25 protein-coding genes and 7 tRNA genes are annotated in these 25,397 nt (G+C 63.0%); 1 reads left to right on the forward strand and 31 read right to left on the reverse strand.

From position 1 onward, the window contains the following. Positions 1 to 108 precede the first annotated feature (108 nt). From QPK31_RS08420 to QPK31_RS08570, 31 genes are all read right to left on the reverse strand, one after another. Entirely contained in the window at positions 109 to 2,502 is a 2,394-nt protein-coding gene (locus QPK31_RS08420; RefSeq protein WP_290422506.1) for a bifunctional diguanylate cyclase/phosphodiesterase, read from the reverse strand. Between the two features lie 161 nt (positions 2,503 to 2,663). Then, a tRNA-Cys gene (locus QPK31_RS08425) sits at positions 2,664 to 2,737 on the reverse strand. 77 nt (positions 2,738 to 2,814) lie between these two features. Next, positions 2,815 to 2,890: transfer RNA gene (locus QPK31_RS08430), tRNA-Gly, on the reverse strand. 50 nt (positions 2,891 to 2,940) lie between these two features. Next, positions 2,941 to 3,016, reverse strand: a tRNA-Gly gene (locus QPK31_RS08435). Positions 3,017 to 3,066: 50 nt separating this feature from the next. After that, positions 3,067 to 3,142, reverse strand: a tRNA-Gly gene (locus QPK31_RS08440). 88 nt (positions 3,143 to 3,230) lie between these two features. Then, positions 3,231 to 3,306: transfer RNA gene (locus tag QPK31_RS08445), tRNA-Gly, on the reverse strand. 88 nt (positions 3,307 to 3,394) lie between these two features. Continuing rightward, positions 3,395 to 3,470 (reverse strand) — tRNA-Gly (locus QPK31_RS08450). A gap of 88 nt (positions 3,471 to 3,558) precedes the next feature. Next, positions 3,559 to 3,634: transfer RNA gene (locus QPK31_RS08455), tRNA-Gly, on the reverse strand. 89 nt (positions 3,635 to 3,723) lie between these two features. Further along, a complete protein-coding gene (gene pgsA / locus QPK31_RS08460) occupies positions 3,724 to 4,302 on the reverse strand; it encodes a CDP-diacylglycerol--glycerol-3-phosphate 3-phosphatidyltransferase (RefSeq protein WP_290422507.1) in 579 nt (192 codons plus the stop codon). 374 nt (positions 4,303 to 4,676) lie between these two features. Continuing rightward, positions 4,677 to 6,812 (reverse strand): excinuclease ABC subunit UvrC, encoded by a 2,136-nt coding sequence (gene uvrC / locus QPK31_RS08465; protein ID WP_290422508.1) that lies wholly within the window; start codon positions 6,810 to 6,812, stop codon positions 4,677 to 4,679. Between the two features lie 37 nt (positions 6,813 to 6,849). Then, on the reverse strand, positions 6,850 to 7,248 hold the full coding sequence (gene acpS / locus QPK31_RS08470; protein WP_290422509.1) for a holo-ACP synthase: 399 nt from the start codon (positions 7,246 to 7,248) through the stop codon (positions 6,850 to 6,852). Beyond that, positions 7,245 to 8,015 carry a pyridoxine 5'-phosphate synthase gene (locus QPK31_RS08475; RefSeq protein WP_290422510.1) on the reverse strand — a complete coding sequence of 257 codons (771 nt, stop codon included), beginning with the start codon at positions 8,013 to 8,015 and terminating at the stop codon, positions 7,245 to 7,247. Before QPK31_RS08475 ends, acpS begins: the two co-directional genes overlap by 4 nt. Positions 8,016 to 8,027: 12 nt before the next feature. Continuing rightward, complete coding sequence (recO, locus tag QPK31_RS08480) at positions 8,028 to 8,825, reverse strand: DNA repair protein RecO (RefSeq protein ID WP_290422610.1); 798 nt, start codon at positions 8,823 to 8,825, stop codon at positions 8,028 to 8,030. A gap of 135 nt (positions 8,826 to 8,960) precedes the next feature. Further along, complete coding sequence (gene era, locus QPK31_RS08485; protein WP_290422511.1) at positions 8,961 to 9,890, reverse strand: GTPase Era; 930 nt, start codon at positions 9,888 to 9,890, stop codon at positions 8,961 to 8,963. A gap of 1 nt (position 9,891) precedes the next feature. Further along, positions 9,892 to 10,695 (reverse strand): ribonuclease III, encoded by an 804-nt coding sequence (gene rnc, locus QPK31_RS08490; RefSeq protein WP_290422512.1) that lies wholly within the window; start codon positions 10,693 to 10,695, stop codon positions 9,892 to 9,894. 143 nt (positions 10,696 to 10,838) lie between these two features. Continuing rightward, positions 10,839 to 11,231 carry a DUF4845 domain-containing protein gene (locus QPK31_RS08495; protein WP_290422513.1) on the reverse strand — a complete coding sequence of 131 codons (393 nt, stop codon included), beginning with the start codon at positions 11,229 to 11,231 and terminating at the stop codon, positions 10,839 to 10,841. A gap of 30 nt (positions 11,232 to 11,261) precedes the next feature. Beyond that, a complete protein-coding gene (gene lepB / locus QPK31_RS08500) occupies positions 11,262 to 12,179 on the reverse strand; it encodes a signal peptidase I (RefSeq protein WP_290422514.1) in 918 nt (305 codons plus the stop codon). Next, complete coding sequence (lepA, locus tag QPK31_RS08505; RefSeq protein WP_290422515.1) at positions 12,176 to 13,969, reverse strand: translation elongation factor 4; 1,794 nt, start codon at positions 13,967 to 13,969, stop codon at positions 12,176 to 12,178. The genes lepB and lepA overlap by 4 nt, the downstream gene beginning before the upstream one ends. 478 nt (positions 13,970 to 14,447) lie before the next feature. Then, the gene (locus tag QPK31_RS08510; RefSeq protein ID WP_290422611.1) at positions 14,448 to 14,708 is read right to left on the reverse strand and encodes a glutaredoxin family protein; all 261 of its coding nucleotides are present in this window, start codon (positions 14,706 to 14,708) and stop codon (positions 14,448 to 14,450) included. Next, a complete protein-coding gene (locus tag QPK31_RS08515) occupies positions 14,708 to 16,162 on the reverse strand; it encodes a DegQ family serine endoprotease (RefSeq protein WP_290422516.1) in 1,455 nt (484 codons plus the stop codon). The genes QPK31_RS08510 and QPK31_RS08515 overlap by 1 nt, the downstream gene beginning before the upstream one ends. A 193-nt stretch (positions 16,163 to 16,355) precedes the next feature. Next, on the reverse strand, positions 16,356 to 16,658 hold the full coding sequence (locus QPK31_RS08520) for a sigma-E factor negative regulatory protein (RefSeq protein ID WP_290422517.1): 303 nt from the start codon (positions 16,656 to 16,658) through the stop codon (positions 16,356 to 16,358). Positions 16,659 to 16,726: 68 nt separating this feature from the next. After that, positions 16,727 to 17,329 carry an RNA polymerase sigma factor RpoE gene (gene rpoE / locus QPK31_RS08525; protein WP_229436941.1) on the reverse strand — a complete coding sequence of 201 codons (603 nt, stop codon included), beginning with the start codon at positions 17,327 to 17,329 and terminating at the stop codon, positions 16,727 to 16,729. Positions 17,330 to 17,450: 121 nt separating this feature from the next. Further along, positions 17,451 to 17,942 (reverse strand): protein YgfX, encoded by a 492-nt coding sequence (locus QPK31_RS08530; protein WP_290422518.1) that lies wholly within the window; start codon positions 17,940 to 17,942, stop codon positions 17,451 to 17,453. 95 nt (positions 17,943 to 18,037) lie between these two features. Continuing rightward, entirely contained in the window at positions 18,038 to 19,285 is a 1,248-nt protein-coding gene (gene fabF / locus QPK31_RS08535; RefSeq protein ID WP_290422519.1) for a beta-ketoacyl-ACP synthase II, read from the reverse strand. Between the two features lie 27 nt (positions 19,286 to 19,312). Beyond that, positions 19,313 to 19,552: an acyl carrier protein gene (acpP, locus tag QPK31_RS08540; protein ID WP_020653257.1), complete on the reverse strand. Its 240-nt coding sequence runs from the start codon at positions 19,550 to 19,552 to the stop codon at positions 19,313 to 19,315. Between the two features lie 180 nt (positions 19,553 to 19,732). Next, positions 19,733 to 20,470 (reverse strand): 3-oxoacyl-ACP reductase FabG, encoded by a 738-nt coding sequence (fabG, locus tag QPK31_RS08545; RefSeq protein ID WP_290422520.1) that lies wholly within the window; start codon positions 20,468 to 20,470, stop codon positions 19,733 to 19,735. A 33-nt stretch (positions 20,471 to 20,503) separates the two neighbouring features. Continuing rightward, complete coding sequence (gene fabD / locus QPK31_RS08550) at positions 20,504 to 21,442, reverse strand: ACP S-malonyltransferase (protein ID WP_290422521.1); 939 nt, start codon at positions 21,440 to 21,442, stop codon at positions 20,504 to 20,506. Between the two features lie 21 nt (positions 21,443 to 21,463). Continuing rightward, on the reverse strand, positions 21,464 to 22,453 hold the full coding sequence (locus QPK31_RS08555) for a beta-ketoacyl-ACP synthase III (protein WP_290422522.1): 990 nt from the start codon (positions 22,451 to 22,453) through the stop codon (positions 21,464 to 21,466). Between the two features lie 26 nt (positions 22,454 to 22,479). Further along, positions 22,480 to 23,505: a phosphate acyltransferase PlsX gene (gene plsX / locus QPK31_RS08560; RefSeq protein WP_290422523.1), complete on the reverse strand. Its 1,026-nt coding sequence runs from the start codon at positions 23,503 to 23,505 to the stop codon at positions 22,480 to 22,482. A 170-nt stretch (positions 23,506 to 23,675) separates the two neighbouring features. Continuing rightward, entirely contained in the window at positions 23,676 to 23,858 is a 183-nt protein-coding gene (gene rpmF, locus QPK31_RS08565) for a 50S ribosomal protein L32 (RefSeq protein ID WP_028104096.1), read from the reverse strand. Between the two features lie 177 nt (positions 23,859 to 24,035). Further along, a complete protein-coding gene (locus QPK31_RS08570; RefSeq protein ID WP_290422524.1) occupies positions 24,036 to 24,533 on the reverse strand; it encodes a DUF177 domain-containing protein in 498 nt (165 codons plus the stop codon). 234 nt (positions 24,534 to 24,767) lie between these two features. Between QPK31_RS08570 and QPK31_RS08575 the strand changes: the two genes are divergently transcribed. Next, positions 24,768 to 25,382, forward strand: a complete 615-nt coding sequence (locus QPK31_RS08575; protein WP_290422525.1) for a Maf-like protein — start codon at positions 24,768 to 24,770, stop codon at positions 25,380 to 25,382. The last annotated feature ends 15 nt before the right edge of the window (positions 25,383 to 25,397 follow it).

The raw sequence follows: 25,397 nt of genomic DNA on the forward strand, positions 1-25,397 counted from the left end.
GTCTTTCGTGGGCTCGAAACGGGTGCCGGATCCATGACACTATGCGCCAAGGCGCCTGCGTACGGAACAAGAAAGTTGTAAGTGTCTCTTCCGATGGGAGCGCACCCGTCAGGCCGCCGTTCCCAGCAAGGCCTGCATCCGGGCGGCATCGACAGGCTTGCTGAAATAATAGCCCTGCCCCTCGCCACAGCCCTGCCGCCTGAGGAAGTCGAGTTGCCGCGCATTCTCGATGCCTTCCGCGACCACGCGGTGGTGCAGGCTCCTTCCCATGCCGATCACGGCGCTCACGATGGCGCCATTGCTGTCCAGGCTCCCATCGATGACCCGGACAAAGGACTGGTCGATCTTGAGCACGTCGATCGGAAATGCACTCAGGTAGCTCAAGCTGGAGTAGCCGGTCCCGAAATCATCCACGGCGATCTGCACGCCCATCGCCTTGAACTGGGCCAGCAGGCGGGCACTGGTTGCGACGTCGCGCATCAGCACGCTCTCGGTCAGCTCCAGCTGCAGGCAGGCGGGGTCGGCGCCGGTCGCCTCGAAGATGGCCCGCGCCTGGTCGAAGAAGTCGCGATGACGGAACTCCATGGCGGACACATTCACCGCGATCGACACCGGCCCCAGCCCGCTGTCGCGCCAGCGCACCGCCTGCGCACAGGCTTCACGCAATACCCAGCGTCCGAGCGGAACGACCAGGCCGCACTCTTCCGCGATGTGGATGAAGCGTTCCGGCAGCACCAGCCCCCACTCGGGGTGCTCCCAGCGCAGCAGGGCTTCGACGCCGGTGATGGCGCCGCTTTGCAGGTCCAGCTTGGGCTGGTAGTGCAGCGCGAACTCGGACCGTTCGAGCGCCAGGCGCAAGCTGCTTTCAACCTGTTGACGCTCGACGGCCCGCACGTTCATGTCGTGGCGGAAGAACTGGTAGCCGTTGCGGCCACGTTCCTTGGCATGGTACATCGCGGTATCCGCATGCTTGACCAGCGTGGCGGCGTCCGGACCGTCGAGCGGGAACACGCTGATGCCGATGCTCGTGGAGGTATGCAGCTGGTGGCCATCGATCACGAAAGGCATCGATATGGCGGCCAGGATCTTCTCCGCTGCCAGCGCCGCATCCTGCCCGCGCCGCTCATCCGCCAGCAGGACCACGAACTCGTCGCCGCCGTGGCGGCTGACCGTGTCGGACGTGCGCACGCAGTCGAGCAGCCGTGCGGCGACGGCTTGCAGCAAGTGGTCGCCGACGGCATGGCCGAGCGAATCGTTGATGTGCTTGAACTTGTCCAGGTCGAGGAACAGCAGCGCCGGGCAGGTACCGCTGCGCCGGGCCGAGGCGATGGCCTGGCTGACGCGGTCGTTCAGGAGGACACGGTTGGGCAGGTTGGTGAGGAAATCGTGCTGGGCGAGATGGGTCATCTGCATGGTCAGCGCGACGGTATCGGAAATATCCCTGAAGACCATCACGGCGCCTGCGAGCTGCCCGTTCCAGTCGAAGATGGGTGCGGCCGAATCAGCGATACGCCTGCGTTGCCCGAGCCGGTCGACGAGGATGACCTCGCCGCTCAGGCCTTCGGGCAGGCCGGCCCGCAGCACGGCTTCCACCGGAGTGCCGACCAGGCGTGCGCCATCGGCGGCGACCAGGACGAGGACGTCGGCGACAGGCTTGCCCCTGGCTTCATCCCGTGTCCACCCGGTCATCCGTTCGGCGGCAATGTTCAGGTAGTCGACGCGGCCGTGCATGTCGACCGAGACAACGGCGTCGCCGATCGAGTTCAGCGTGATCTGCGCACGGGCCTGGATGGCGAACAACTTCTGCTCGGCCTTCATGCGTTCGATAACATTGCGCAGGGACTGGGGCACCAGGTTATTGTCAAAATATCCTTTCGACAACCACCCCTGCGCGCCGCGCTGGACCGCTTCCCTCGCCTCCTGCTCATCTGCGGGCGCGCACAGCGCCACGATCGGCGTATGGTGCGCTGCGGCGTGGACCTGGTCGAAACCCGCCATGCCTGCGCTGTCGGGCAGGTGCCAGTCCAGCAGGACAGCATCGACGCCGCCCTGCCCGATGCGGCGCAATCCGTCTGCCAGGCTTGCCGCATCTTCCACGGCAAAGGGGCCGTCGGACGCGTCGTGCAGGGCCTGGCGCAGGGCCCGGACATCGTCGGCGTCGTTCGAGATGACAAGAATCCGGTTGGCCCCGCTGCCCACCCCACGGCCTGCCCCGGTTGCCGGGTGGGCGGGCCGCATTGGGGCTTGTGGCGCGCCGAAACGCCCGGCAAGCAGATCCCGTTCGAATGCGTCGACCCAGGCCGTCCCGTCGCCGGTGGGGTACTCGCGGCGGCGGTTTACCGACAGGCGGAGGACATTGACATAGCCTTTCATCGGCAACAGCTCGTCGCTACCGGGATCGGTGACATCGACTTCATGCAGCTCGAAATCCGCCGCATCCCACGCACCCGCATGCAAGACGTCGGCATACCGCTTCATCTCGTCGGGTTCGATCAGCCTCATGGATGGCTCCGCGCGCCGCGCTGGCGTCAATACGGCGCATGGTAGCACGGCGTGCCGGCGCTGGGGCATGTCGGCGCCGGGATGAAAAACGAAAAGGCCTCCATCGAGGAGGCCATTCACTTGTCCGGGACAGGCACCTGGCGGCCAGGTGCGGGATATTCTGGAGGCGAGGACGGGAGTCGAACCCGTCTAGACGGCTTTGCAGGCCGCTGCATAACCGCTTTGCTACCTCGCCAGAGGATATAGTGCGCTTGAACGATGCGAACGGTTATGAGCCGCATCAACAAGGGAAGAGCTTGTCTTCCTGAATTCTGGAGCGGGAGAAGAGTCTCGAACTCTCGACCTCAACCTTGGCAAGGTTGCGCTCTACCAACTGAGCTACTCCCGCACGGAGTGTACTGCCAGCTACTTCACGACTGTACTACCGGCATTCCTGAATGGAGCGGGAGAAGAGTCTCGAACTCTCGACCTCAACCTTGGCAAGGTTGCGCTCTACCAACTGAGCTACTCCCGCACGGAGTGTACTGCCAGCTACTTCACGACTTTACTACCGGCATTCCTGAATGGAGCGGGAGAAGAGTCTCGAACTCTCGACCTCAACCTTGGCAAGGTTGCGCTCTACCAACTGAGCTACTCCCGCATTCTGGAGACACGCATTAGCGCAGAAATCGTTTCAACTTCCAAGACATCTTGTTACTACCGTATTACATCCGACCTCTTGCAAACTTTGGAGCGGGAGAAGAGTCTCGAACTCTCGACCTCAACCTTGGCAAGGTTGCGCTCTACCAACTGAGCTACTCCCGCATTCTGGAGACACGCATTATCGCAGAAATCGTTTCAACTTCCAAGACAACTTGTTACTACCGTATTACATCCGACATCTTGCAAACTTTGGAGCGGGAGAAGAGTCTCGAACTCTCGACCTCAACCTTGGCAAGGTTGCGCTCTACCAACTGAGCTACTCCCGCATTCTGGAGACACGCATTATCGCAGAAATCGTTTCAACTTCCAAGACAACTTGTTACTACCGTATTACATCCGACATCTTGCAAACTTTGGAGCGGGAGAAGAGTCTCGAACTCTCGACCTCAACCTTGGCAAGGTTGCGCTCTACCAACTGAGCTACTCCCGCTTTGTCTTTCGTTTGCTGCGATGTCGTTCGCAACAGGCAAGCATTATAGATGATCTGATCCGTACGTCAAGGATGACAGAGAATTAATCTTACAAATTCCCGCTCTTTTCCTTAATCAGCGGCCACGCGCGGCGCAGATAGTAGAACATCGACCATACGGTCAGCAGGCCGGCGATCCACAGGAAGACCTGGCCCCAGTAGTACATGTCGATGCCCAGCAGCTTTTCATGGAACAGCAGCATCGGGATCGCGGCCATCTGGGCGGCGGTTTTTACTTTACCGATCGAGCTCACCGCCACCGACTTGCGTGCGCCGATCTCGGCCATCCATTCGCGCAGCGCCGAGATCGTGATCTCGCGGCCGATGATGATGAAGGCGATGATGGCGTTTACGCGGTCGAGCTGGATCAGCACCAGCAAGGCGCCGGCGACCATCAGCTTGTCGGCCACCGGGTCGAGGAAGGCGCCGAAGGCCGAGGTTTCGTTCCAGCGGCGGGCCAGGAAGCCGTCGAACCAGTCGGTCACGGCGGCGACGATGAAGACCAGGGTCGCGGCCAGGTTGCGGTCGGCCAGCGGCAGCCAGTGGGTGGGGAGGTAGTAGACGCCGACGACGAGGGGAATCAGGGCTACACGTAACCAGGTCAGGAGAATCGGGATGTTGAAAGGCATGAGGGCGTGAACTGGCTTACCGTTAAAAAAGCGTGCGCCGCTAGTCTACATGGGTATTGCAAATTGGACCAGATGAGCTCAGCGGTAACGGGCGGGGCTTGCCTTTGTAGGGTGGACTCCCGAGTCCACGCGGTGCCACGGATGATTGATCGAGCATCCGAACGAGGCCGACATGCCCGAATGAATTGCCGAGAGACCTGCCGCTACGCGAACAGTCACGAATGATCAGCCGCTGTACCGCGTGGACTCGGGAGTCCACCCTACGAGCTTCGCGAACGGTCACGCATGATCAGACATGGTACGGCGTGGACTCGGGAGTCCACCCTACGGTTGACGCCAACGATGTTGTTCATCGTTGGCGCCACGCTGCCGGATCAGTGCAGCTGGCGGTAGATCTCTTCCGCCAGTGCCGTCGAGATGCCCTCGACCTGGCACAGGTCTTCCACACTCGCATCGATCACGCCGCGCAGGCCGCCGAAGCGGGCCAGCAGGCGCTGGCGGCGCTTGGCGCCGATGCCTTCGATTTCCTCGAGGCGCGAGGCCTGGCGCGCCTTGGCACGCTTGGCGCGCATGCCGGTAATCGCAAAGCGGTGCGCCTCGTCGCGGATCAGGGCGACCAGCATCAGCGCCGCCGATTCCTTGCCCAGCTCCTGGGCCGCGCGGCCGTCGGCGAAGATCAGGGTTTCCAGGCCCACGCGGCGCCCTTCCCCTTTGGCCACGCCGACGATCAGGCCGATGTCCAGCCCGAGCTCGGTGAACACCTGGCGCGCCATTTCCACCTGGCCCTTGCCGCCGTCGACCAGCACCACGTCGGGCATGATGCCGTCGCCGGCCGCGACCTTTTCGTAGCGGCGCGTCAGGACCTGGCGCATGGCGGCGTAATCGTCGCCCGGCGTGATGCCGTTGATGTTGTAGCGCCGGTATTCCGCGTTCTGCATCGCGTGGTGGTGGAACACCACGCAGGATGCCTGGGTCGCCTCGCCTGCCGTGTGGCTGATGTCGAAGCATTCGATGCGCAGGGTCTCGAGATCGGCCGCGTCCAGCGACAAGGTCTCGGCCAACGCGCGCGTACGCGATTGCTGCGACCCTTGTTCAGACAGCAAACGGGCCAGGGAGATCTCGGCGCCCTTTTGAGCGAGCTCAAGCCACTGACGGCGCTGGCCTTGCGGCTGGAAGATCAGGTTGATGCGGTGCCCGCACTGCTCGGTCAGCGCCACCATCAGTTCCGGCTGATCGAACTCGATGTTCAGGATCAGCGTGCCCGGAATAAAGCTGCCGGTGTAATGCTGGACCAGGAAGGCGGCCAGCACTTCGCATTCGATCGACTTCTCGGCAATCGCATCGCTCACCTGCGTCGGGAAATAGGCGCGGTCGCCCAGGTGGCGGCCGCCGCGCACCATCGCCAGATTCACGCAGGCGCGGCCGCCCTGCACCACCACGGCGATCACGTCGACGTCGGCATCGCCGGTGGTTTCCATGCTCTGCTGGTGCAGCACGCGCGACAGCGACTGGATCTGGTTGCGTACGCCGGCCGCCTGCTCGAACATCAGCTTTTCGGCGAAACCCTGCATCTTTTGCTGCAGATCATCCATGACCTCGTTCTGGCGCCCGCGCAGGAACTTGGCGGCGTTCTCGACGTCTACCTTGTACTCATCCTTGTCGATGAGGTTCACGCAAGGCCCGCTGCAACGGCCGATCTGGTGCAGCAGGCAGGGACGCGTACGGTTGGTGAACACGCTGTCCTCGCAGGTGCGCAACATGAACACCTTTTGCAGGATCTGCATCGATTCCTTCACCGCCCAGGCGCTCGGGAAGGGTCCGAAATACTGGTTCTTGCGGTCCAGGGCGCCGCGGTAATAGGCCATGCGCGGGAAGTCGCCGTGCGTGATCTTTAGGTAGGGATAGGACTTATCGTCGCGGAACAGGATGTTGTAGCGCGGCTTGAGCGCCTTGATCAGGTTGTTTTCCAGGATCAGGGCTTCGGCTTCGCTGTGCGTGATTGTCGTTTCCAGATTCGCGATCTGCGAGACCATCATCGCGATACGCGGGCTCGACAGGTTTTTCTGGAAATAGCTCGACACGCGCTTCTTGAGGTTGCGCGCCTTGCCGACGTACAGCACATTCTGGTTGGCGTCGAAGTAGCGGTACACGCCCGGCAGGTCGGGCAGCTTGGCCACCGTCGCCAATACCTGCTCGCGCGCATTCTCACCCGGCTGCACGGGGCCGGCGGCGTCTTCCCTGAGGGTGGCGCTCAGCTCTTCCTTCATGGCTTGCCGCCCGTCGGGGCGCGCGCGTGCCGCCGGCGCGGCGTCGGATTTCGCCTCCCTCGGGCGGGCGCGTTGCGGCTTGTCTTCGGTTTCCGCAGCAGGATGGCGCACCGGCAAGGCGGCGCCATTAGCGGCGACGTAGCTCACCGGCGCTTCCGCCACCTGGTGTTCGGTGGGCTGCTGCGCCGGTTGCTGGGCGGCTTGGTCCTGCGCCGGATTCTCCGGCAGTTCTGGCGTTGGCACTTCCTGGGTCACTGGGTATCGCTTGCTCTGTGTTGGTTCAGGTTTGCTCGCGGGTGACGATGACAAACGCGACGCCGTAGTCGGCTTCGTCGCTGATCGTCACCTGGGCGCTCAGTTTGTTCTGCTGCATGAAGTCGGCCAGGGCGCCGCTGCACACGATGACCGGTTTGCCGCTCGGATCGTTCAGCATCTGCGCCGAGCGCCAGGTCATGGGCATGCGCATGCCCAGGCCGATGGCCTTCGAAAACGCTTCCTTGGCCGAAAAGCGCGTGGCCAGGAAACGCAGGCCGCGCACCTCGCTGCGGGCGCGGCGCGCGTGGTATTTTTCGAGTTCCTGGGGTCCCAGGATCTTTTCGGCGAAGCGATCGCCGTTGCGTGCGAGCGCCGCCTCGACACGCGAAATCTGGACGATATCGGTGCCGATGCCGTAGATCATTGTGCCCCCAAGGACACGCCGAGACGGGCCGCCACCATGATCGCCTTCATCTCGCGCACCGCGTTTTCCCAGCCTGCGAACAGGGCGTGGGCAACGATCGCGTGGCCGATGTTCAGTTCGGCGATGTCCTTGATGGCCGCCACCGGTTGCACGTTGGTGTAGTGCAAACCGTGGCCGGCATTCACCACCAGGCCATGCCTGACGCCGGCGGCGACGCCGACCTTGATGCGCTCCAGCTCGCTCGCCGCTTCGGCCCCTTCAGCCTCGGCATAGCGCCCGGTGTGCAGTTCGATCACGGTGGCCCCGGTCTTGGCGGCGGCTTCGATCTGCTGCGCATCGGCATCGATGAACAGCGACACGCGGATGCCCTCGCCTTTCAGCTGCTTGACGGCCGCCTCGACTTCGTTGAAGTAGCGGATCACGTCCAGCCCGCCTTCGGTCGTGACTTCCTCGCGCCGCTCGGGCACCAGGCAAACGTCCTGCGGCTTGACCTGGCAGGCGAAATCGATCATCTCGCGGGTCACGGCCGCTTCCAGGTTCATGCGCGTGGCCAATTGCGGGCGGATGGCGAGCACGTCGGCATCCTTGATGTGGCGCCGGTCTTCGCGCAGGTGCAGCGTGATGAGGTCGGCGCCGGCCTGCTCGGCCAGCAGCGCGGCGCGCAGCGGGTCCGGATAGACGGTGCCGCGCGCATTGCGCACGGTGGCGATGTGGTCGATGTTCACGCCCAGGTCGATGACGGGGCCGACGGGTTGGAGGAAGCTCATGGTGTTCTTTTCTTATAACTGCATCAGGTCAATCAAAATCTGCCGGGTATTCAACGGCGCGCCGTTCAAATGGTGGGCCAGCAGGAAACGCATCAGCTGCTTGCTCTGGCTTTGCGTCACCGGGTCGGCATAATCCTCGCGCTCCATGTCGAGCAGGGTCTTGCCGGACACCACCGGCCAGATATCCGAGATCAGCGCCTCGCGCGCGCCGCGCTCCGGATCGACCACATAGCGCTCGCCAGGGTCGACCGCCTCGCGCGTCGTGGTCGAGCGGCCGAGGTTGGCAGCCACGCCTGTTTCCTTAAGTAGGGCTCTTTCGAACTTTCGCAAGACGATTTGTGCCGGTTCGTCGTGCGCCAGTTCGTTGAGGGTGGAAACGTAGTGATCGAACAAGGCCCGGTGCGCATCGTCGCGCGCCAGCAGTTTGACCAGCAATTCGTTCAGGTAAAAGCCGCACAGCAAGGCGGTGCGCTCGATCGGCAGCATGCCGCCCACCCATTCGGCGTCGATCAGGGTGCGCAATTCGGACTTGCCGCTCCACGATACGGACAAGGGCTGGAAGGTCTGCAGTACCCCGCGCAGCTTCGACAGCGGCCGTTTCGCCCCCTTGGCCACGACCGCGATACGTCCATGGTCGCGCGTGAACAAATCGACGATGAGGCTGGTTTCCTTGTAGGGATAGCTGTGCAGCACGAAGGCGGGCTGGCCGTTGACGCGGGTTTCGCGGATCGGCGTACGGCTGCGGCGCACGGCCGGCGGCGCGGCGTAGACGGCAGGCGCCTCGGCCACTTGAGTCACCGCCTGCTGCATCTCGGTAATGCGCAGTTCGGCGACCGGCATGTCATTGACTGCCGGGGCCGTCGCCTGCCCCTCGGGCGCAGGCGCGGCGTGATCGGGATCGTGGTTCTCGTGGCTCGTCATGCTTGGGAGGCGAACCTTGAAAGCTTACTCGTAGCCGTAGGCACGCAGGCCGGCTTCGTTGTCGGCCCAGCCGGATTTGACCTTGACCCAGATTTCCAGGTAAACGGGGCCGTCGAACAGCTTTTCCATGTCCAGGCGCGACTGGGTCGAGATTTCCTTCAGACGCGCCCCCTTGTTACCGATGATCATCGATTTATGGGTGTCGCGCTCGACCAGGATGGCGGCGAAGATGCGGCGCAAATTGCCTTCCTGGATGAACTGCTCGATCACCACGGTGCTCGTATAAGGCAGCTCATCGCCCAGCAGGCGGAACACTTTTTCGCGCACGATCTCGGCAGCCAGGAATTTCTCGCTGCGGTCGGTGATGTCGTCCGGTCCGAAGATCGGCGGATTTTCCGGCAGGTGCGAGCGGATTTCACGCTCCAGCGCATCGACCTGGAAGCGCAGCTTGGCCGACACCGGCACGATGGCGGTAAAGTCGCGCAGCGCGGCGACCTTCTGGGCAAACGGCATCAGCGTCGCCTTGTCCTTCATGCGGTCCGACTTGTTGATCACCAGGATCACCGGCACGTTCTTCGGCAGCAGATCCAGCACTTGCTGGTCGGCCGGGCCGAAGGTGCCGGCCTCGACCAGGAACAGCACCACGTCCGAGGCGGTCAGGGTGTTCGAGACAGTCTTGTTCAGGGTTTTGTTCAGTGCGTTCGCATGACGCGTCTGGAATCCCGGCGTGTCGACGTAGATAAACTGGGCATCGTCGTGGGTCTGGATGCCGGTGATGCGGTGGCGCGTGGTCTGGGCCTTGCGCGAGGTAATCGACACTTTCGCGCCGATCAGCACATTCATCAGGGTCGACTTGCCGACGTTCGGGCGGCCGACGATGGCGATGTAGCCGCAGCGGAAGTTTTCTGGGGTGCCGCCGGTCGTGCCAGCGTCGTCTTGGATGTCGGTGTTCATATCAGGATGCTTGTTTGGTGGTTGTGCCGTCGGCGCTGTCGTCCGGCCCGTTGTTCTGGACGGTGGCAATGCCGGCCAGTTTCAGCTGGGCCACGCGCGGCTTGGCCTTGCGCGAGGCGGCGGGCGTCTTGCGCAGCGCCAGTTCGGCGGCCTCGAGCGCCAGGCGGGCGGCCGCCTGTTCGCCGGCACGGCGGCTGCCGCCACGGCCGAAGACCTGGATGCCGAGTTTCGGCACCAGGCATTCGATCTCGAACTCCTGGCTATGGGCGGCGCCGTGGGTGGCGATGACGTTGTAGGTCGGCAGCGAAATCTTGCGGCTTTGCAGGAATTCCTGCAGCAGGGTCTTGGCATCCTTGCCCAGGGTGCGCGGATCGACCGTGTCGAGCAGGGGAATATAAAAGGCGCGGATCACGCCGCGCGCGGCCTCGAAGCCGGCGTCGAGGAAGATCGCGCCGAGCAGGGCCTCGAGGGTATCTGCCAGGATCGACGGACGGCGGAAGCCGCCGGACTTGAGCTCGCCCTCCCCCAGGCGCAGGAACTGCGACAGTTCCAGCTTCTGGGCGATTTCGTAGAGCGACTGCTGCTTGACGAGGTTGGCGCGCAGGCGCGACAGATCGCCTTCGTCGAGGTTATTGAAACGCTCGTAGAGGATCGAGGCGACCACGCAGTTGAGGATCGAATCGCCCAGGAATTCCAGGCGTTCGTTATGCAAGCTGCTGTGGCTACGATGGGTCAGGGCCTGTTGCAACAGGCCGCTGTCCCGGAATGTGTAGCCCAAGCGGGTTTGCAATAACTGTAGATTCATTGTTTATTTTTCGTAGTACAGGCCGGTTCCAGAAATGCCGCAGCCGAAACACCGAGGATACCGGCATTTCGGCTTCCGGCGCGCATGCCGGGCTTTTGCGTTCGCGGCAGGGCCGTTGGCCCCCCTGCCACGGCGTAGCGCGATCAGTCGGCGCTGGCGGCCACGACGCCGCTCGGGTCGGTCGTGCCGTCGTAGTCGATGACCAGGCTGGCCTTGTCGGTCAACGCAATGCGTTTCTGGTAGGCGAAACTGATTTCAGGCTCGCCGCCGTCCTTGCTGATGATGAGGTCGCGTCCCTTTACGGACTCGACGTTGTTGATATCGGCAAACTTGTCGAAGGCACGCTGCATCTCGGGCACGGTACCGCCCTCGGCCTTGACCCGGACGATGCCGTCCTTGATCGAGCGGTATTCCAGCCAGGACGGGAATACCTTGATGCCGATCACGGCCACCAGTCCGACGACGATCAGCACCAGGATCAGGCTGGTGAGCGAGACGCCCCCTTGCTTGCCGAGATACGTTTTACGGTCTTGCATCCTGCCTCCTCCTTGCGGTCCTGGCCGGCCTTACTTGATGCCGCCGATGCGCTTCGGATCACCGAAGTTCATCCACACCAGGAAAGCCTTGCCGACGATATTTTTGTCCGGCACAAAACCCCAGTAGCGGCTGTCCGCGCTGTTGTCGCGGTTGTCGCCCATCATGAAGTAGTTGCCTTCCGGTACGATACAGGTAAATTTGTCGTACGAATAGTCGCAGGCTTCGCGGTTCGGGAAGTTCTCGACCCCGTCCAGGTTGAAGGAGCGCGCCGGCTCGTCGTTCAGGATGCGGTGCTCGCTGCCCGGCAGTTTCTCGACAAACTGCTTGTGGTAGACCGGGCGTTCCTCATCGAGGTAATCGTCGAGCGCCGTGTATTCCACCGCCTTGCCGTTCACCGTCAAACGCTTGTTTTCGTAGGTGATCTTGTCACCAGGCACGCCAATGACGCGCTTGATGTAATCCTGGCTCATGTCCTTCGGATACTTGAACACCATCACGTCGCCGCGCTGCGGATCGTTCAGCTGGATCACTTTCTTGTTGATGATCGGCAGGCGGATGCCGTAGGTGTACTTGTTCACGAGGATCAGGTCGCCCACCAGCAGGGTCGGCACCATCGAGCTCGACGGGATCTTGAACGGCTCCCAGAGGAAGGAGCGCAAGATGAAGACCAGCGCGATCACGGGGAAGAAGCTGCCCGAATACTCGACCCAGGTCGGCTGGCGCAGGTGCGCCGCCTCGATGGCTGCGCGGTTGCCGTTGGTGTCGACCTTGATGCCCTCGCGGGTCAGCTTGGCATTGCGTGCGTCGTACTCGGCCAGGGCGGCATCGGCCGCGGCGCGGCGTTTCTTCGCCAGGACGAAGACATCCAGGCACCAGACGATGCCCGTGACCACCATGAGTACGAACAGGATAAGCGCGAAATTCCCCAGGATCGGTTGCAGGTTCATTTATCTTCCACTTGAAGGATGGCCAGGAATGCTTCTTGTGGAATTTCCACCGAGCCCACCTGTTTCATGCGTTTCTTACCGGCTTTTTGTTTCTCGAGCAGTTTCTTCTTGCGGCTGACGTCACCGCCGTAGCACTTGGCCAGCACGTTCTTGCGCAGCGCCTTGACGTTTTCGCGCGAGATGATGGTGGCGCCGATCGCCGCCTGGATCGCCACGTCGAACATCTGGCGCGGGATCAGTTCGCGCATCTTGGCCGCCACCTGGCGTCCGCGATACGGGGCATTCGCACGGTGCACGATGATCGCCAGCGCATCGACCTTCTCACTGTTGATCAGCATGTCGACCTTGACGACGTCGGCGGCGCGGTTTTCCTTGAACTCGTAGTCCATCGAGGCATAACCGCGCGAGGTCGACTTCAGGCGATCGAAGAAGTCGAGCACGATCTCCGCCATCGGGATTTCGTAGTGCAGCTTCACCTGGCGGCCGTGATAGGCCATGTCCATCTGGATGCCGCGCTTGCCGTTACACAGCGTCATCACCGCACCAACATATTCCTGTGGCATGTACAGGTTGACGTCGACGATCGGCTCGCGCACTTCGTTGATCTTCGAGGTTTCCGGCATCTTCGACGGATTGTCGACGCGGATGATGGAACCGTCGCGCATCTCGACCTCGTACACCACGGTCGGGGCCGTGGTGATCAGGTCCATGTCGAATTCGCGTTCCAGGCGTTCCTGCACGATTTCCATGTGCAGCAAGCCCAGGAAGCCGCAGCGGAAGCCGAAGCCCAGCGCCTGCGACACTTCCGGCTCGTACATCAGGGCGGCGTCGTTCAGCTTCAGCTTTTCCAGCGAATCGCGCAGGGCGTCGTACTGGTTCGCTTCCACCGGGAACAGACCGGCGAACACCTGCGGCTGGACTTCCTTGAAGCCTGGCAGCGGCGCGGCGGCCGGCTTGTTGGCCAGGGTCACGGTGTCGCCCACCTTGGCGGCGGTCAGTTCCTTGATGCCGGCGATGATGAAGCCCACCTGGCCCGCGGTCAGTTGCGGCAGCGACACCGAGCGCGGCGTGAAGACGCCGATGTTTTCCACCAGGTTCACCGATTCGGTGGCCATCAACAGGATCTTGTCCTTCGGGCGCAGGGTGCCGTTGACCACGCGCACCAGCATCACGACGCCGACATACGGGTCGTACCAGGAGTCGACGATCAGGGCCTGCAGCGGCGCATCCGGGTCGCCTTGCGGCGGCGGCACCTTGGCGATCAGGGTTTCCAGCACGTCTTCCACGCCGAGGCCGGTCTTGGCCGAGCACACCGTGGCGTCGCTGGCGTCGATGCCGATGACGTCCTCGATTTCCTTCTTGGCGTTGTCGGGGTCGGCGTGCGGCAGGTCGATCTTGTTCAGGATCGGCACCACTTCCACGCCGAGATCCAGCGCGGTGTAGCAGTTGGCGACGGTCTGCGCTTCCACGCCCTGGGACGCGTCGACCACCAGCAGCGCGCCTTCGCAGGCGGACAGCGAGCGCGAGACTTCATAGCTGAAGTCGACGTGGCCGGGGGTGTCGATCAGGTTCAGGTTATAGGTCTGGCCGTCGCGCGCCTTGTACTGCAGGGCCGCGGTCTGCGCCTTGATGGTAATGCCGCGCTCGCGCTCCAGGTCCATCGAGTCGAGCACCTGCGCGTCCATTTCGCGGTCCGACAGGCCGCCGCACAACTGGATGATGCGGTCGGCCAGAGTCGATTTACCGTGGTCGATGTGGGCGATGATGGAGAAGTTACGTATGTTGTTCATTAACAAAGCTCAAAACCAAAAAAGGCGAGGCAGGTTACCTGGCGGTGACCGGCGCCGCGATGATGCCAGCGCAATACGAAAAAAGCGCCCCGTGCGGACTGGTCCGTCCTCAGGCGAGCGCCTTATCGCAACTTATTGCAACATGAGAAGCTGATGTGCTATCGACAGAAGCTTTTCCAAACGGGGCATTTTACCGGATTTCAGGGTAGAAAGCCCGGTTTGTGAGGGAAATTGGCATTGGAGAGACCGAGGGTGGGCATCGCAACCGGAGCCGGCGGCAGGAACCGTACGGTGGGCATGCCGTGCCCACGCGGAAGCTGGCGTTGCAATAGCGTGGTTAGCACCCGAAAAGCAGCGTGATTACGACGGCGCCCAAGGATGATCCGCGAACGCTTGCGCTTGCCCGTTTCCGCATTACCGCGATCATCGGTCAACATGGCGCACGCGTCCGCGTGGGCACGGGGTGCCCACCCTACGTTCAGGCCGCCAGCCCGGCTTTACGTCCCAGGTAGGCTCGCACCGCAGCTTCGTCAAGGAAATAATGGCACAGCTCCGGTTCCGCCAGGTCGCCATACAGCACCGGCACCAGCTCGTTGAAACGCGCCTCCAGCGCCGGATCGGCATCGACATCGATCACCTCGACATCGAACGCCTGCCCGGGCTGTTCGAGCGCGCGCAAGGCCGCCAGCATGTCCTCGCACAGGTGGCACCAGCTGCGCGAATACAAGGTAAAGCGGATCACTTCGCGGCGGCCGGCTTCACGACCAGGTATTGGGTGACGTTATCGCGCCGCACCAGCACCGCCACGCTCTTCTTCGGATCGAGCTTGCCCGCCAGCGCATTGAACTGGGCCGCATCCTTGATCTCGACATTGTTCATCTGCAGGATCAGGTCGCCCTCGCGCACGCCGGCCGTGGCCGCCCTGCCCTCGCTCGAATCGACCAGCACGCCGCCTTCGATGCGCAGTTCGCGGCGCTGTTCAGGCGTCAGGTTCGACACGTGCAGGCCGAGTGCGTTCGGGGCCGGGCCCGGCGCCGGCTTGTTCGGCGTCGGCTTGGTGGACGCGGACTTCTCGTCCTCGAGCTCGACGATGGTCACCGGCACGTCGAGCTGGGCGCCGCGGCGCCAGACGGTGACGGTGGCCTTGGCGCCGACCTTGGTGGCGCCGACCAGGCGCGGCAGGTCGCGCGTGGTGTCGATGGCCTGGCCGTTGAATTTCAGGATGATGTCGCCGACCTTCACGCCGCCCTTTTCGGCCGGACCGCCCGGCTCGACCATCGAGACCTCGGCGCCGCGCGCCTTGCCCAGGCCGAGCGACTCGGCGACGTCGCGCGTGACTTCGCTGATCTGCACGCCCAGGCGGCCACGGGTCACGCGGCCGGTCTTTTTGAGCTGGTCGGCCACGCGCATGACTTCGTCGATCGGCACCGCGAACGAGATGCCGTTGTAGGCGCCCGACAGGGTGGCGATCTGCGAGTTGATGCCGATGACTTCGCCGCGCATGTTGATCAGCGGGCCGCCGGAGTTGCCCGGATTGACTGCGACGTCGCTCTGGATCAGCGGCAGGTATTCGCCGGTGTCGCGCGACTTGGCCGAAATGATGCCGGCGGTCACGGTGTTATCCAGGTTGAACGGGGAGCCGATGGCGATCACCCATTCGCCGACGCGGATCTTGCTCGAGTCGCCAGTGCGCAAATACGGCAGGTTCGTCGCGCCGACCTTCAGCAAGGCAACGTCGGAGCGGCGGTCGGCGCCCAGCACCTTGGCCTTGAACTCGCGGCGGTCGGTGAGCGTGACGGTGACCTCGTCGGCGCCTTCGACCACGTGGGCATTTGTCAGCACGTAGCCGTCGTCGGAAATGATGAAGCCGGAACCGACGCCGCGCTCGACCTGCTCCTCCTGGGGCTGCTGCTGGGGTGCGCGGCGGCGCGGGATCGGCTGGCCGAAGAAGCGGCGCAGGAATTCCTGCATCTCCTCTTCGCCCGGACCGCCCTGCCCCAGGCGCACCTTCTCGGTGGTGCGAATGTTCACGACAGCCGGCCCCGCCTTGTCGATCAGGTCGGAAAAATCGGGCAAGCCGGTCACGACCGGGGTCGGCACCGGGGCGGCGGCGAGGGCCGGATTCGCCAGGGAAAGGCCGGCACCGGCCATCAGCAGTGCCGAGAGGACAACGCGAAGGGATTTGCTTGTCATGGGAGTCAGGACTCAGGTCGGGAATTGACGTTATGGTAAGCCAAATCCTGCCGCCTTGTCGCGCATGCCGCTGCAGAGCGGGTGCGGTGCCTGGGTGAGATGCCTGGATGAGAAAGCCAGGCGAAGCCGGAGCGGCGCGCTGCCTGGCGCAGGCGGCCGTTCCAGCCGGGGCCGCACGATGGCGGCCGGATGATCAGGTGGAAGAAGCGGACGCGGCCAGCACGCCCGGCTTGAGCGGCTCGCTCTCGGCGCCGGGACTGCGGCGGCCATGCAGCGGCTCGGCAGCCAGGCGCGCGGCCAGCCGGGCCGGGAAGCCCGGCGACAGCGGCGGCGTTTCAAGCGTGCGCAGCACGTCGCCGATCAGGTGGTAGACTTCCCACGCTCCTGCTCCGTCCGGCGTGCGCAGGGCCAGGCCTGCCAGTTCCAGGTCATCGTCCGGCAACGCATCGTCGCTGAGCGCGGAGATGTGTTCACGGTTTTTTTTGTTCGTATCCATCGGTCATTCCATCACGGTAGTCGTGTGATCAAAAAAGGTTAAACAGGTTCTGGTGCGATCATCGCTACCTACCGACGTTTATCGCCTGAAATATCGAGCAAAGGCTTCAATTTTTCGGCGATGACTTCGCGCGCGCGGAAGATCCGGCTGCGCACCGTGCCGATCGGGCACGCCATCACTTCGGAGATTTCCTCGTAGCTCAAACCCTCAATTTCGCGCAGGACGATCGCTGTTCGCAATTCCAGCGGCAGCGCCTCCATCGCGGCATTGACCGTATACGCGATCTGCTTGCTCGCTAACACGGATTCCGGTGTGTTAATGTCGCGCAAGCTGTCCGCATCGTCAAACGCTTCAGCACGTTCCGTATCTGCTTCGGTCGAAGTCGGTGCGCGCCTGCCCTGTGTGACGAGAAAATTCTTGGCCGTGTTGATGCCTATCCGGTACAGCCAGGTATAAAAAGCCGACTCGCCGCGGAAGTGGCGCAATGCGCGGAAGGCCTTGATAAAGGTTTCCTGCACCACGTCTTCGGCCTCGGCCGGGTCGTGCACGAGGCGCGACACCAGCCGCATCAGCCGGCGCTGATACTTTGCCACCAACAAATCGAACGCCTGCCGGTCACCGGCCTGGACGCGTTCGACCAGCAATTGATCACCCTCGCGTTCTGTTGTCACTGGTTGTCCCGTTTGCCCCAGCAGGCGGGGGAATCCTGGCCAGCGGACGGCGCATCCTGCTCGCCCTCGTCACGCTGACACACGACCCCTCACGCTTAAGAGTTGGCCCGCTGCAATAAGTTCAAAGTATTTCGATGCCCGCTGCAGGACGCGCCGTGTGCCCGTCGAGGGCGCCGAGCGCGACGCGCAGGCGCCGGTATTCGGTGGGAGCCAGGCTGTCGCGCAGCACCGGCACCGTGTAGGCCACAGCGTCCGCATCGCCGAGCCGCAACAGCATCAGTTGCGGCCATAACAGGCTTCCAGGCAACAAGCTGACGGCGGTGTCGGTGGCGGCTGCAGTGCCGGTTCCCAGCTTCTGTTGTACCGTCAGGCGCAGGGCGCCGGTTCCAGATACATCAATCCGGTGCGTCTTATCGAGGCGGGTGCATCCGTGCAGCAAGAAGAGCGCTGCGATGAGGAAAAACAATGCGCAGACGACAGAAAAAACAAATCGTTCCGGCAATACCGCAAGACAGACCCAGGCGGCGCCGAGATTGGCGAGCGCATACAGCCCGACGGCAAGACGCAGGCGGCGCGATGGCACAACGAGCGCACTGACGGCGATCGAGGACATGAATAGGGGGAAAAGGTAAAACGGAACGCCTGCCGCGCGCGGGGTGCGGCAGGGTCAGGCGCCCGCTCCGTTAGACAGGAGCAGGCGCGGCAGGTTCAGACTTTGGCGAAGATCAGGGTACCGTTGGTACCGCCGAAACCGAAGTTGTTCTTCACGGCGTAGTTGATCGTCATGTCGCGGGCGGTGTTCGCCACGAAATCGAGATCGCAGGCCGGATCCTGGTTGAACAGGTTGATGGTCGGCGGCGACACCTGGTTGTGGATCGCCAGCACCGTGAACACCGACTCGAGGCCGCCGGCGCCGCCCAGCAGGTGGCCGGTCATCGACTTGGTCGAGTTGACGACCAGCTTGTGGGCATGGTCGCCGAAGGTGCGCTTGATGCCCTGCACTTCGGCCAGGTCGCCCAGCGGCGTCGAGGTGCCGTGCGCATTGATGTAATCCACCTGGTCCGGGTTCAGGCCGGCATTCGCCAGCGCCGAGACCATGCAACGGCTGGCGCCGCTACCGTCTTCGACCGGGGCCGTGATGTGGTTCGCATCGGCGCTCATGCCGAAACCGAGCAGCTCGGCGTAGATCTTGGCGCCGCGCGCTTTCGCGTGCTCGTATTCTTCCAGCACCAGCACGCCCGCGCCCTCGCCCAGCACGAAGCCGTCGCGGTCGCGGTCCCATGGACGCGAAGCCGTGGCCGGATCGTCGTTGCGCGACGACAGTGCGCGTGCCGAGGCGAAACCGCCCAGGCCCAGCGGCGAGATGGTCGACTCGGCGCCGCCGGCCACCATGACGTCGGCGTCGCCGTATTCGATCAGGCGGCCCGCCGCGCCGATGCAGTGCAGGCCGGTGGTGCAGGCGGTCACGATGGCCAGGTTCGGCCCGCGCAACCCGAATTTGATCGAGAGGTCGCCCGAGATCATGTTGATGATCGAGGCCGGCACGAAGAACGGCGAAATACGACGCGGACCGCGGCTGTCGTATTCTTCCTTGGTGGCTTCGATCATCGGCAGACCGCCGATGCCCGAACCGACGATGGCGCCGATACGGTCGGCGTTTTCCTCGGTTACCTGGATTCCCGAATCCTGCAGGGCCTGGATACTGGCTGCCATGCCGTAATGGATAAAGGTATCCATGTGGCGGCCTTCCTTGCCCGGCAGGTAATCTTCGATGTTGAAGTTCTTCACCTCACCCGCGAAACGGGTCGAAAACGGCTCGGCATTGAACCTGGTGATGTTGGCAATGCCTGACTTGCCCGCCAGAGCGGCGTCCCACGCTTCGGCAACGGTGTTGCCGATAGGTGAAACGCAGCCCAGGCCGGTAATGACGACGCGGCGGTTGCGTGAACGACTCAAGCGATTCTCCCGAAAACTTAAAACAGCTTAGGCCTTGACGTGCGCGGTTGCGTAGTCGATGGCTTGCTTGACGGTGGTGATTTTCTCAGCCTGCTCGTCAGGGATTTCCATTTCGAACTCGTCTTCCAGGGCCATCACCAGTTCAACGGTGTCCAGGGAATCTGCGCCGAGGTCGTCAACGAACGAGGACTCGATTTTGATGTCGGCTTCTGCAACACCCAGTTGCTCAGCGACGATTTTTTTAACGCGTTGTTCGATATCCGACATGTTATGGCTCCATTAGGTATGTGTTGCGGAAAGTGCGCGCATTTTATCAGGTTTGCGCGCCGAAAAACTATTTTCGGCGTCTGACGCTATTTCAGCCGAAACTCCTGCTAAAAGATGAGAATTCGCCGGGTTTCAAATCGACCGAAACAATATATATCGCTTCGCCCGGCACTTTCCGCATCAATTCATGTACATGCCGCCGTTCACGTGCAGGGTCGTGCCGGTGACGTAGGCGGCCGTCGGACCGGCCAGGAAAGCCACCGCGTTCGCGATGTCTTCCGGCTGGCCGAGGCGGCCCAGCGGGATCTGCGTGAGCAGCGCTTCGTGCTGGCTGTCGCCCAGGCCCTTGGTCATGTCGGTGTCGATGAAGCCCGGCGCCACGCAATTGACGGTGATGTTACGGCTGCCGATCTCGCGCGCCAGGGCGCGGGTCATGCCGGCCACGCCGGCCTTGGCGGCGGCGTAGTTCATCTGGCCCGGGTTGCCGGCCGAACCGACGACCGAGGTGATGTTGATGATGCGGCCGGCCTTGGCCTTCATCATGCCGCGCAGTACCAGGCGCGACAGGCGGCCGACGGCGGTCAGATTCGTGGTGATGACGCTGTCCCATTCCTCGTCCTTCATGCGCATGGCCAGGTTGTCCTGGGTGATGCCGGCATTGTTCACGAGGATGGACAGGCTGCCGAAGGTCTTTTGCACTTCGTCGACGACGGCGCCGCAGCGCTCGGCATCGGTGACGTTCAGGACCACGCCCTTGCCGCCGAATTCGGCCAGGTAGGCGGTGATTGCTTCGGCGCCAGATTCGCTGGTGGCGGTGCCGACGACTTTCGCGCCCTGGCGGGCCAGCTCGAGGGCAATGGCCTTGCCGATACCGCGCGAGGCGCCGGTGACGAGAGCAACTTGGTTCTGCAAATTCATCTAGTTCTTGTCCTTATCTAAGTACGAAATGCTTCACGCGCCCTTGATCGTTGCCAGCACGCGCTCGAGCGAGGCCTGGTCGACCAGGGCTTCGCCGACCAGCACCGGGTCGATGCGCTTGGCCATGCCGATCAGGGTCTTGCTCGGAGCGCACTCGATGACCTGGGTCACACCCTCGGCGGCCATCTTCTGCATGGTCTCGACCCAGCGTACCGGGCCGGCGGCCTGGCGCACCAGCGCATCCTTGATTTGCTCCGGATCGTTCAGGATAGCGACATCGACGTTGTTGATCAAATCGATGCGTGGCGTGTTGAACGTCAGCTTGCCCATGTACTCGCGCAGGCGGTCCGAGGCAGGCTTCAGCAGCGAGGAGTGGAACGGCGCCGAGACGGACAGTTTCATGGCGCGCTTGGCGCCTTTCGCCTTGGCGATCTCGCAGGCGCGGTCGATCGCGGCGGCATGGCCGGCGATGACGATCTGGGTCGGTTCGTTGAAGTTCACGGCCTCCACGACCTCACCCTGGGCGGCCTCGGCGCAGACGGCGCGCACGTCGTCGGCTTGCAGGCCCAGCACGACGGCCATGCCGCCCTGCCCGACCGGCACCGCTTCCTGCATCGATTGCGCACGGAAGCGCACCAGCGGCACCGCGTCCTTGAAGTCGATCACACCGGCGGCGACCAGGGCCGAGTATTCGCCCAGGCTATGGCCGGCGACGACCGACGGCAGCGGGCCGCCGGCCGCGACCCAGGCGCGGTAGACGGCGACCGCGGCGGTCAGCATGACCGGCTGGGTATTGGTGGTGAGATCGAGGTCTTCCTTCGGGCCTTCGGCGATCAGGCGCTTGAGGTCCATGCCGAGCGCGTCGGAGGCTTCGGCCACGGTTTGCTCGACGACAGGGTTGCCGGCGAAGCCGTTCAGCATGCCGACCGCTTGCGCGCCCTGGCCGGTGAACACGAATGCGAATTTGCTCATCTTTTTATTTTCCCTATGTGATTACATGCGGGCCACGATGGCGCCCCAGGTGAAGCCGCCACCCACGCCTTCCATCAGAATAGTATTGCCCGGCTTGATGCGGCCATCGCGCACGGCGATGTCGAGGGCCAGCGGGATCGAGGCCGCCGAGGTATTGCCGTGCTCGTCGACGGTGACGACCATGCGCTCGAGCGGCAGGCCCAGCTTCTTGGCGGTGCTCTTCATGATGCGGATATTCGCCTGGTGCGGAATCAGCCAGTCGACGTCGGCGGCCGACATCTTGGCCGCATCCAGCACTTCGCCGGCCACTTCTTCGAGCACGGTCACGGCCAGCTTGAACACGGCCTGGCCATCCATGTGCAGGAAGCCGGCGTTCGCCGCGGCCGGGCCGCCTTCGGGGTGACCCGGGATCGACAGGATGTCGGCGTGGGTGCCGTCGGCGTGCAGCTTGGTGGCCAGGATGCCCGGCTCCTCGGATGCGGTCATGACCACGGCGCCGGCGCCGTCGCCGAACAGCACGCAGGTGGTGCGGTCCTCGAAATTCAGGATGCGCGAAAACACTTCCGCACCGATCACGAGGACGGTCTTGTGCATGCCCGCCTTGATGAAGGCGTCGGCGGTCGCGACGGCGTAGACGAAGCCGCTGCAGACGGCCTGCACGTCGAAGGCGGCGCTGTTGTTGGCCATGCCGAGTTTACGCTGGACGATGCAGGCGGTGCTCGGGAAGCTGCCCTGGAAGTCGGGCGTGGAACTGGCGACGATCACCATGTCGACGTCGAGGGCGGTCTTGCCGGCCATCTCGAGCGCGCGCCTGGCGGCTTCGACGCCGAGGTCCGACGAGTTCTGGCCGACGGCGGCGTAGTGGCGCGCGGAAATGCCGCTGCGCGAGCTGATCCACTCGTCCGAGGTTTCGATGCCCTTGGCCGCCAGTTGCGCCGTCAGGTCCGCATTCGTGACCCTGCGCTCAGGCAGGTAGCTGCCGGTGCCGATGATTTTGCTGTAGACAGTCATTGCGTCTCCACCCTTGCTTCGTGAAATCAGACCTGGCGCGTGGCGTCAGGCGTGTCTGGCATCAGTTCGGCTATCATCGCCGACAATTGCTCTTGTACATTGTATTGTGCCGCGTCGTAGGCGCGCTTGATCGCCCACTCGAAAGCGTAGGCATTCGCGCTGCCGTGGCTCTTGAACACCAGGCCCTTCAGGCCCAGCAAACCGGCGCCGTTGTAGCGTTCCGGGTTCAGTTTCTTCAGTGCGCCGCGCGCGATCAGGGCGCCCAGCATCGACAGCAGGCTACTCTTGAACACCGACTTCATGTAGCGCGACAAGCCTTCGATCGCCTTCAGGGTCACGTTGCCGACGAAACCGTCGCACACGACCACGTCGGTGGTGCCCTTGAAGATGTCGTTGCCTTCGACGTTACCGTAGAAGTTGAGGGCGCCGCGCTCGTGGTCGGCGCGCAGCAGGGCCGCGGTGTTCTTCACCACTTCGTTGCCCTTGATCTCTTCGGTGCCGACGTTCAGCAGGCCGATGGTCGGCTTTTTCACGCCTTCCATCGCCGAGAACAGGACCGAGCCCATGATGGCGAACTGGTGCAGGTGGTGCGGCTCGCAGTCGACGTTGGCGCCGAGGTCAAGCATGTAGGTCGGGCCGTTCTTCTGGTTCGGCAGGATCGAGCAGATCGCCGGGCGGTCGACGCCGGCCATGGTTTTCAGCACATAGCGCGAGACGGCCATCAGCGCGCCGGTGTTGCCGGCCGAGACGCTGGCGTTCGCCGAGCCGTCCTTGACCAGCTCGACCGCGACGCGCATCGAGGAATCCTTCTTGCGACGCAGGGCCACCTCGATCGGATCGTCCATCGCCACCACTTCGGCGGCGTGTTTCACGATCAGGCGCGGATTCGCGTCGGCATGGTGTTTTTTCAGTTCCGCGCGCAGCACGTCCTCCAGGCCAACGAGGATCAGTTCGGCTTCGGGTTGCTGTTTGAGGAAGGCAATTGCTGCAGGGATCGTCACGGAAGGACCGTGGTCTCCGCCCATACAGTCGATGGAAATTTTAATTGTCATTTTGGGAATACGAGCCGGCGCTCAGGAGCGGACGGCAGGATGCGGGCCGGCGGGGCGCCAGGCCAGGGCAATGACGGTGCGGATGGTGCAGCCGGGGACAAAGAAAAAGCGGCGCCACGCACTCAACATACGTTGCACCGCTTTCATGGTACAGAAAAACAAGACGGCGATTACTCGTCGTTCTTGGTCTTCAGGACTTTGCGACCACGGTAGAAGCCGTTCGGGCTGATGTGGTGACGCAGGTGGGTTTCACCGGTGGTCGGCTCGACTGCCAGGTTAGGGGCAACCAGGAAATCGTGCGAACGGTGCATACCGCGCTTCGATGGGGACTTCTTATTCTGCTGAACTGCCATGATGACTCCTAATACTAAAGTTCTAAAATTCTAACACATTCGATTTGCAAAAACATGCGCATCGAGTATCCCACCGGCAATCCTTCGATTGCCGACTCTGTATGAAACGCTGCCCTGACATACTCGACTGTGCACGCGTTTGACACGTTCTGACGTACTACAACTACAAAAACAAACTTATTCGGATTTCAGGTTCTTCAAGCCGGCGAACGGCGATACCTTTTCGGACTTCAGCGCATCCAACAGCTTCGTGTCGGGGCACACATCGTGCTTCGGCGACTGCGGCAAGGCCAGCAGCGCTTCGTCTTCGAGCAGCTGGCGAATATCGCATTCGCGGCTGCCGACGATCACGTCGATGCTTTCATCGTCGAGGATTTCCTCGATGCCGTCGGCTTCCTCGTCGTCGACGCCCAGTACCAGCTGGGTGGACGAATCGATGTCGTAGCCGAACGGGGCCAGGCAACGCTGGCAGGACAACTGGACCAGGCCGGCCACCGACAAGGTCATGGTCGGATAGCCCTCGGGCGTGGTACCACCCTGGATCGACCAGGTAATCTCGCCGCTGGCATCTGCGCAGTCGGCGGCGAGGCGGGTCATTTCCGCCACTGGCGTAACACCTTCGCGATAGCCATTGTTGCGGCAAAATTCAAAGGCGTCGATGACAAAAGCGCTCATTGCAGAAAACGTCCCCGGAAAACCTGCGATAATAACAGGCTTGTCCTCGTGCAGTCAAAGACTTACGCGTTTTTTTGGGATGGCGGCGGTGTACTGTGGCCTGGGTGTTGCCGGATGTGGCCGTCTGCCCTGTTTACCTGTCCGGCTTGCTTTCAAACTATCAGCAAAGCTTGCCGGGATGATCCATTCATCTGTTTTGCTTATACTTCTGCTTTGCTTTTCGACCGCGCCGACATGATACCAAGTTCTGCCTTCCCGCGCCTCATTCTCGCTTCCAGCTCCGCTTATCGCCGCGAATTACTGTCGCGCCTGCAATTGCCCTTCGAGGCGATCGCCCCGCACATCGACGAAACGCCGCTGGCCGGCGAAGCGCCGCAGGACACCGCCCTGCGCCTGGCGCGCGCCAAGGCCGAGGCGATCGCCCGGCTGCATCCCGGCGCGCTGGTGATCGGTTCCGACCAGGTGGCCACGCTCGACGGCGCCCAGATCGGCAAGCCGGGCGACCATGCGCGCGCCCTGGCCCAGCTGCAGACCATGCGCGGGCGCGAAGTCGTGTTCCATACGGCGCTGTGTTTGTGGGATGGGCGCGCTACCGATCCTGTCGACGCCGCCCAAGTCGAGAACGTGCAGGTCTTCGTGCGCTTCCGCGACCTGCCGGATGCCGAGCTCGACGCCTACCTGCGCATCGAGCAGCCCTACGATTGCGCCGGCAGCGCCAAGAACGAAGGCCTGGGCATCGCCCTGCTCGAACGCATCGAGTCAATCGATCCGACCGCCCTCACCGGCCTGCCCCTGATCGCCCTGACCGGCATGCTGCGCCGCGCCGGCATGCCGTTCTTCGGCGTTTGATTACTTACCAATAAG

This window comes from Massilia sp. YIM B02769 (genome assembly GCF_030411995.1).
In the GTDB taxonomy this organism is placed as follows: Bacteria; Pseudomonadota; Gammaproteobacteria; order Burkholderiales; family Burkholderiaceae_D; genus Telluria.

What these genes read in the sequence shown, in the direction of transcription:
- pgsA (WP_290422507.1), bottom strand. Translation starts at nt 4,302, where the DNA reads ATGCCTTTCAACATCCCGATTCTCCTGACCTGGTTACGTGTAGCCCTG.
- QPK31_RS08520 (WP_290422517.1), bottom strand. Translation starts at nt 16,658, where the DNA reads ATGGATACGAACAAAAAAAACCGTGAACACATCTCCGCGCTCAGCGAC.
- QPK31_RS08575 (WP_290422525.1), top strand. Translation starts at nt 24,768, where the DNA reads ATGATACCAAGTTCTGCCTTCCCGCGCCTCATTCTCGCTTCCAGCTCC.
- fabG (WP_290422520.1), bottom strand. Translation starts at nt 20,470, where the DNA reads ATGAATTTGCAGAACCAAGTTGCTCTCGTCACCGGCGCCTCGCGCGGT.
- plsX (WP_290422523.1), bottom strand. Translation starts at nt 23,505, where the DNA reads ATGACAATTAAAATTTCCATCGACTGTATGGGCGGAGACCACGGTCCT.
- era (WP_290422511.1), bottom strand. Translation starts at nt 9,890, where the DNA reads ATGAACACCGACATCCAAGACGACGCTGGCACGACCGGCGGCACCCCA.
- lepA (WP_290422515.1), bottom strand. Translation starts at nt 13,969, where the DNA reads ATGAACAACATACGTAACTTCTCCATCATCGCCCACATCGACCACGGT.
- rpmF (WP_028104096.1), bottom strand. Translation starts at nt 23,858, where the DNA reads ATGGCAGTTCAGCAGAATAAGAAGTCCCCATCGAAGCGCGGTATGCAC.
- acpP (WP_020653257.1), bottom strand. Translation starts at nt 19,552, where the DNA reads ATGTCGGATATCGAACAACGCGTTAAAAAAATCGTCGCTGAGCAACTG.
- fabD (WP_290422521.1), bottom strand. Translation starts at nt 21,442, where the DNA reads ATGAGCAAATTCGCATTCGTGTTCACCGGCCAGGGCGCGCAAGCGGTC.
- QPK31_RS08555 (WP_290422522.1), bottom strand. Translation starts at nt 22,453, where the DNA reads ATGACTGTCTACAGCAAAATCATCGGCACCGGCAGCTACCTGCCTGAG.
- rnc (WP_290422512.1), bottom strand. Translation starts at nt 10,695, where the DNA reads ATGAATCTACAGTTATTGCAAACCCGCTTGGGCTACACATTCCGGGAC.
- QPK31_RS08570 (WP_290422524.1), bottom strand. Translation starts at nt 24,533, where the DNA reads ATGAGCGCTTTTGTCATCGACGCCTTTGAATTTTGCCGCAACAATGGC.
- QPK31_RS08515 (WP_290422516.1), bottom strand. Translation starts at nt 16,162, where the DNA reads ATGACAAGCAAATCCCTTCGCGTTGTCCTCTCGGCACTGCTGATGGCC.
- recO (WP_290422610.1), bottom strand. Translation starts at nt 8,825, where the DNA reads ATGCAGCAGGCGGTGACTCAAGTGGCCGAGGCGCCTGCCGTCTACGCC.
- QPK31_RS08495 (WP_290422513.1), bottom strand. Translation starts at nt 11,231, where the DNA reads ATGCAAGACCGTAAAACGTATCTCGGCAAGCAAGGGGGCGTCTCGCTC.
- lepB (WP_290422514.1), bottom strand. Translation starts at nt 12,179, where the DNA reads ATGAACCTGCAACCGATCCTGGGGAATTTCGCGCTTATCCTGTTCGTA.
- acpS (WP_290422509.1), bottom strand. Translation starts at nt 7,248, where the DNA reads ATGATCTACGGCATCGGCACCGATATCGTCCAGATTTCGCGTGTCGAG.
- QPK31_RS08475 (WP_290422510.1), bottom strand. Translation starts at nt 8,015, where the DNA reads ATGAGCTTCCTCCAACCCGTCGGCCCCGTCATCGACCTGGGCGTGAAC.
- QPK31_RS08530 (WP_290422518.1), bottom strand. Translation starts at nt 17,942, where the DNA reads ATGTCCTCGATCGCCGTCAGTGCGCTCGTTGTGCCATCGCGCCGCCTG.
- QPK31_RS08420 (WP_290422506.1), bottom strand. Translation starts at nt 2,502, where the DNA reads ATGAGGCTGATCGAACCCGACGAGATGAAGCGGTATGCCGACGTCTTG.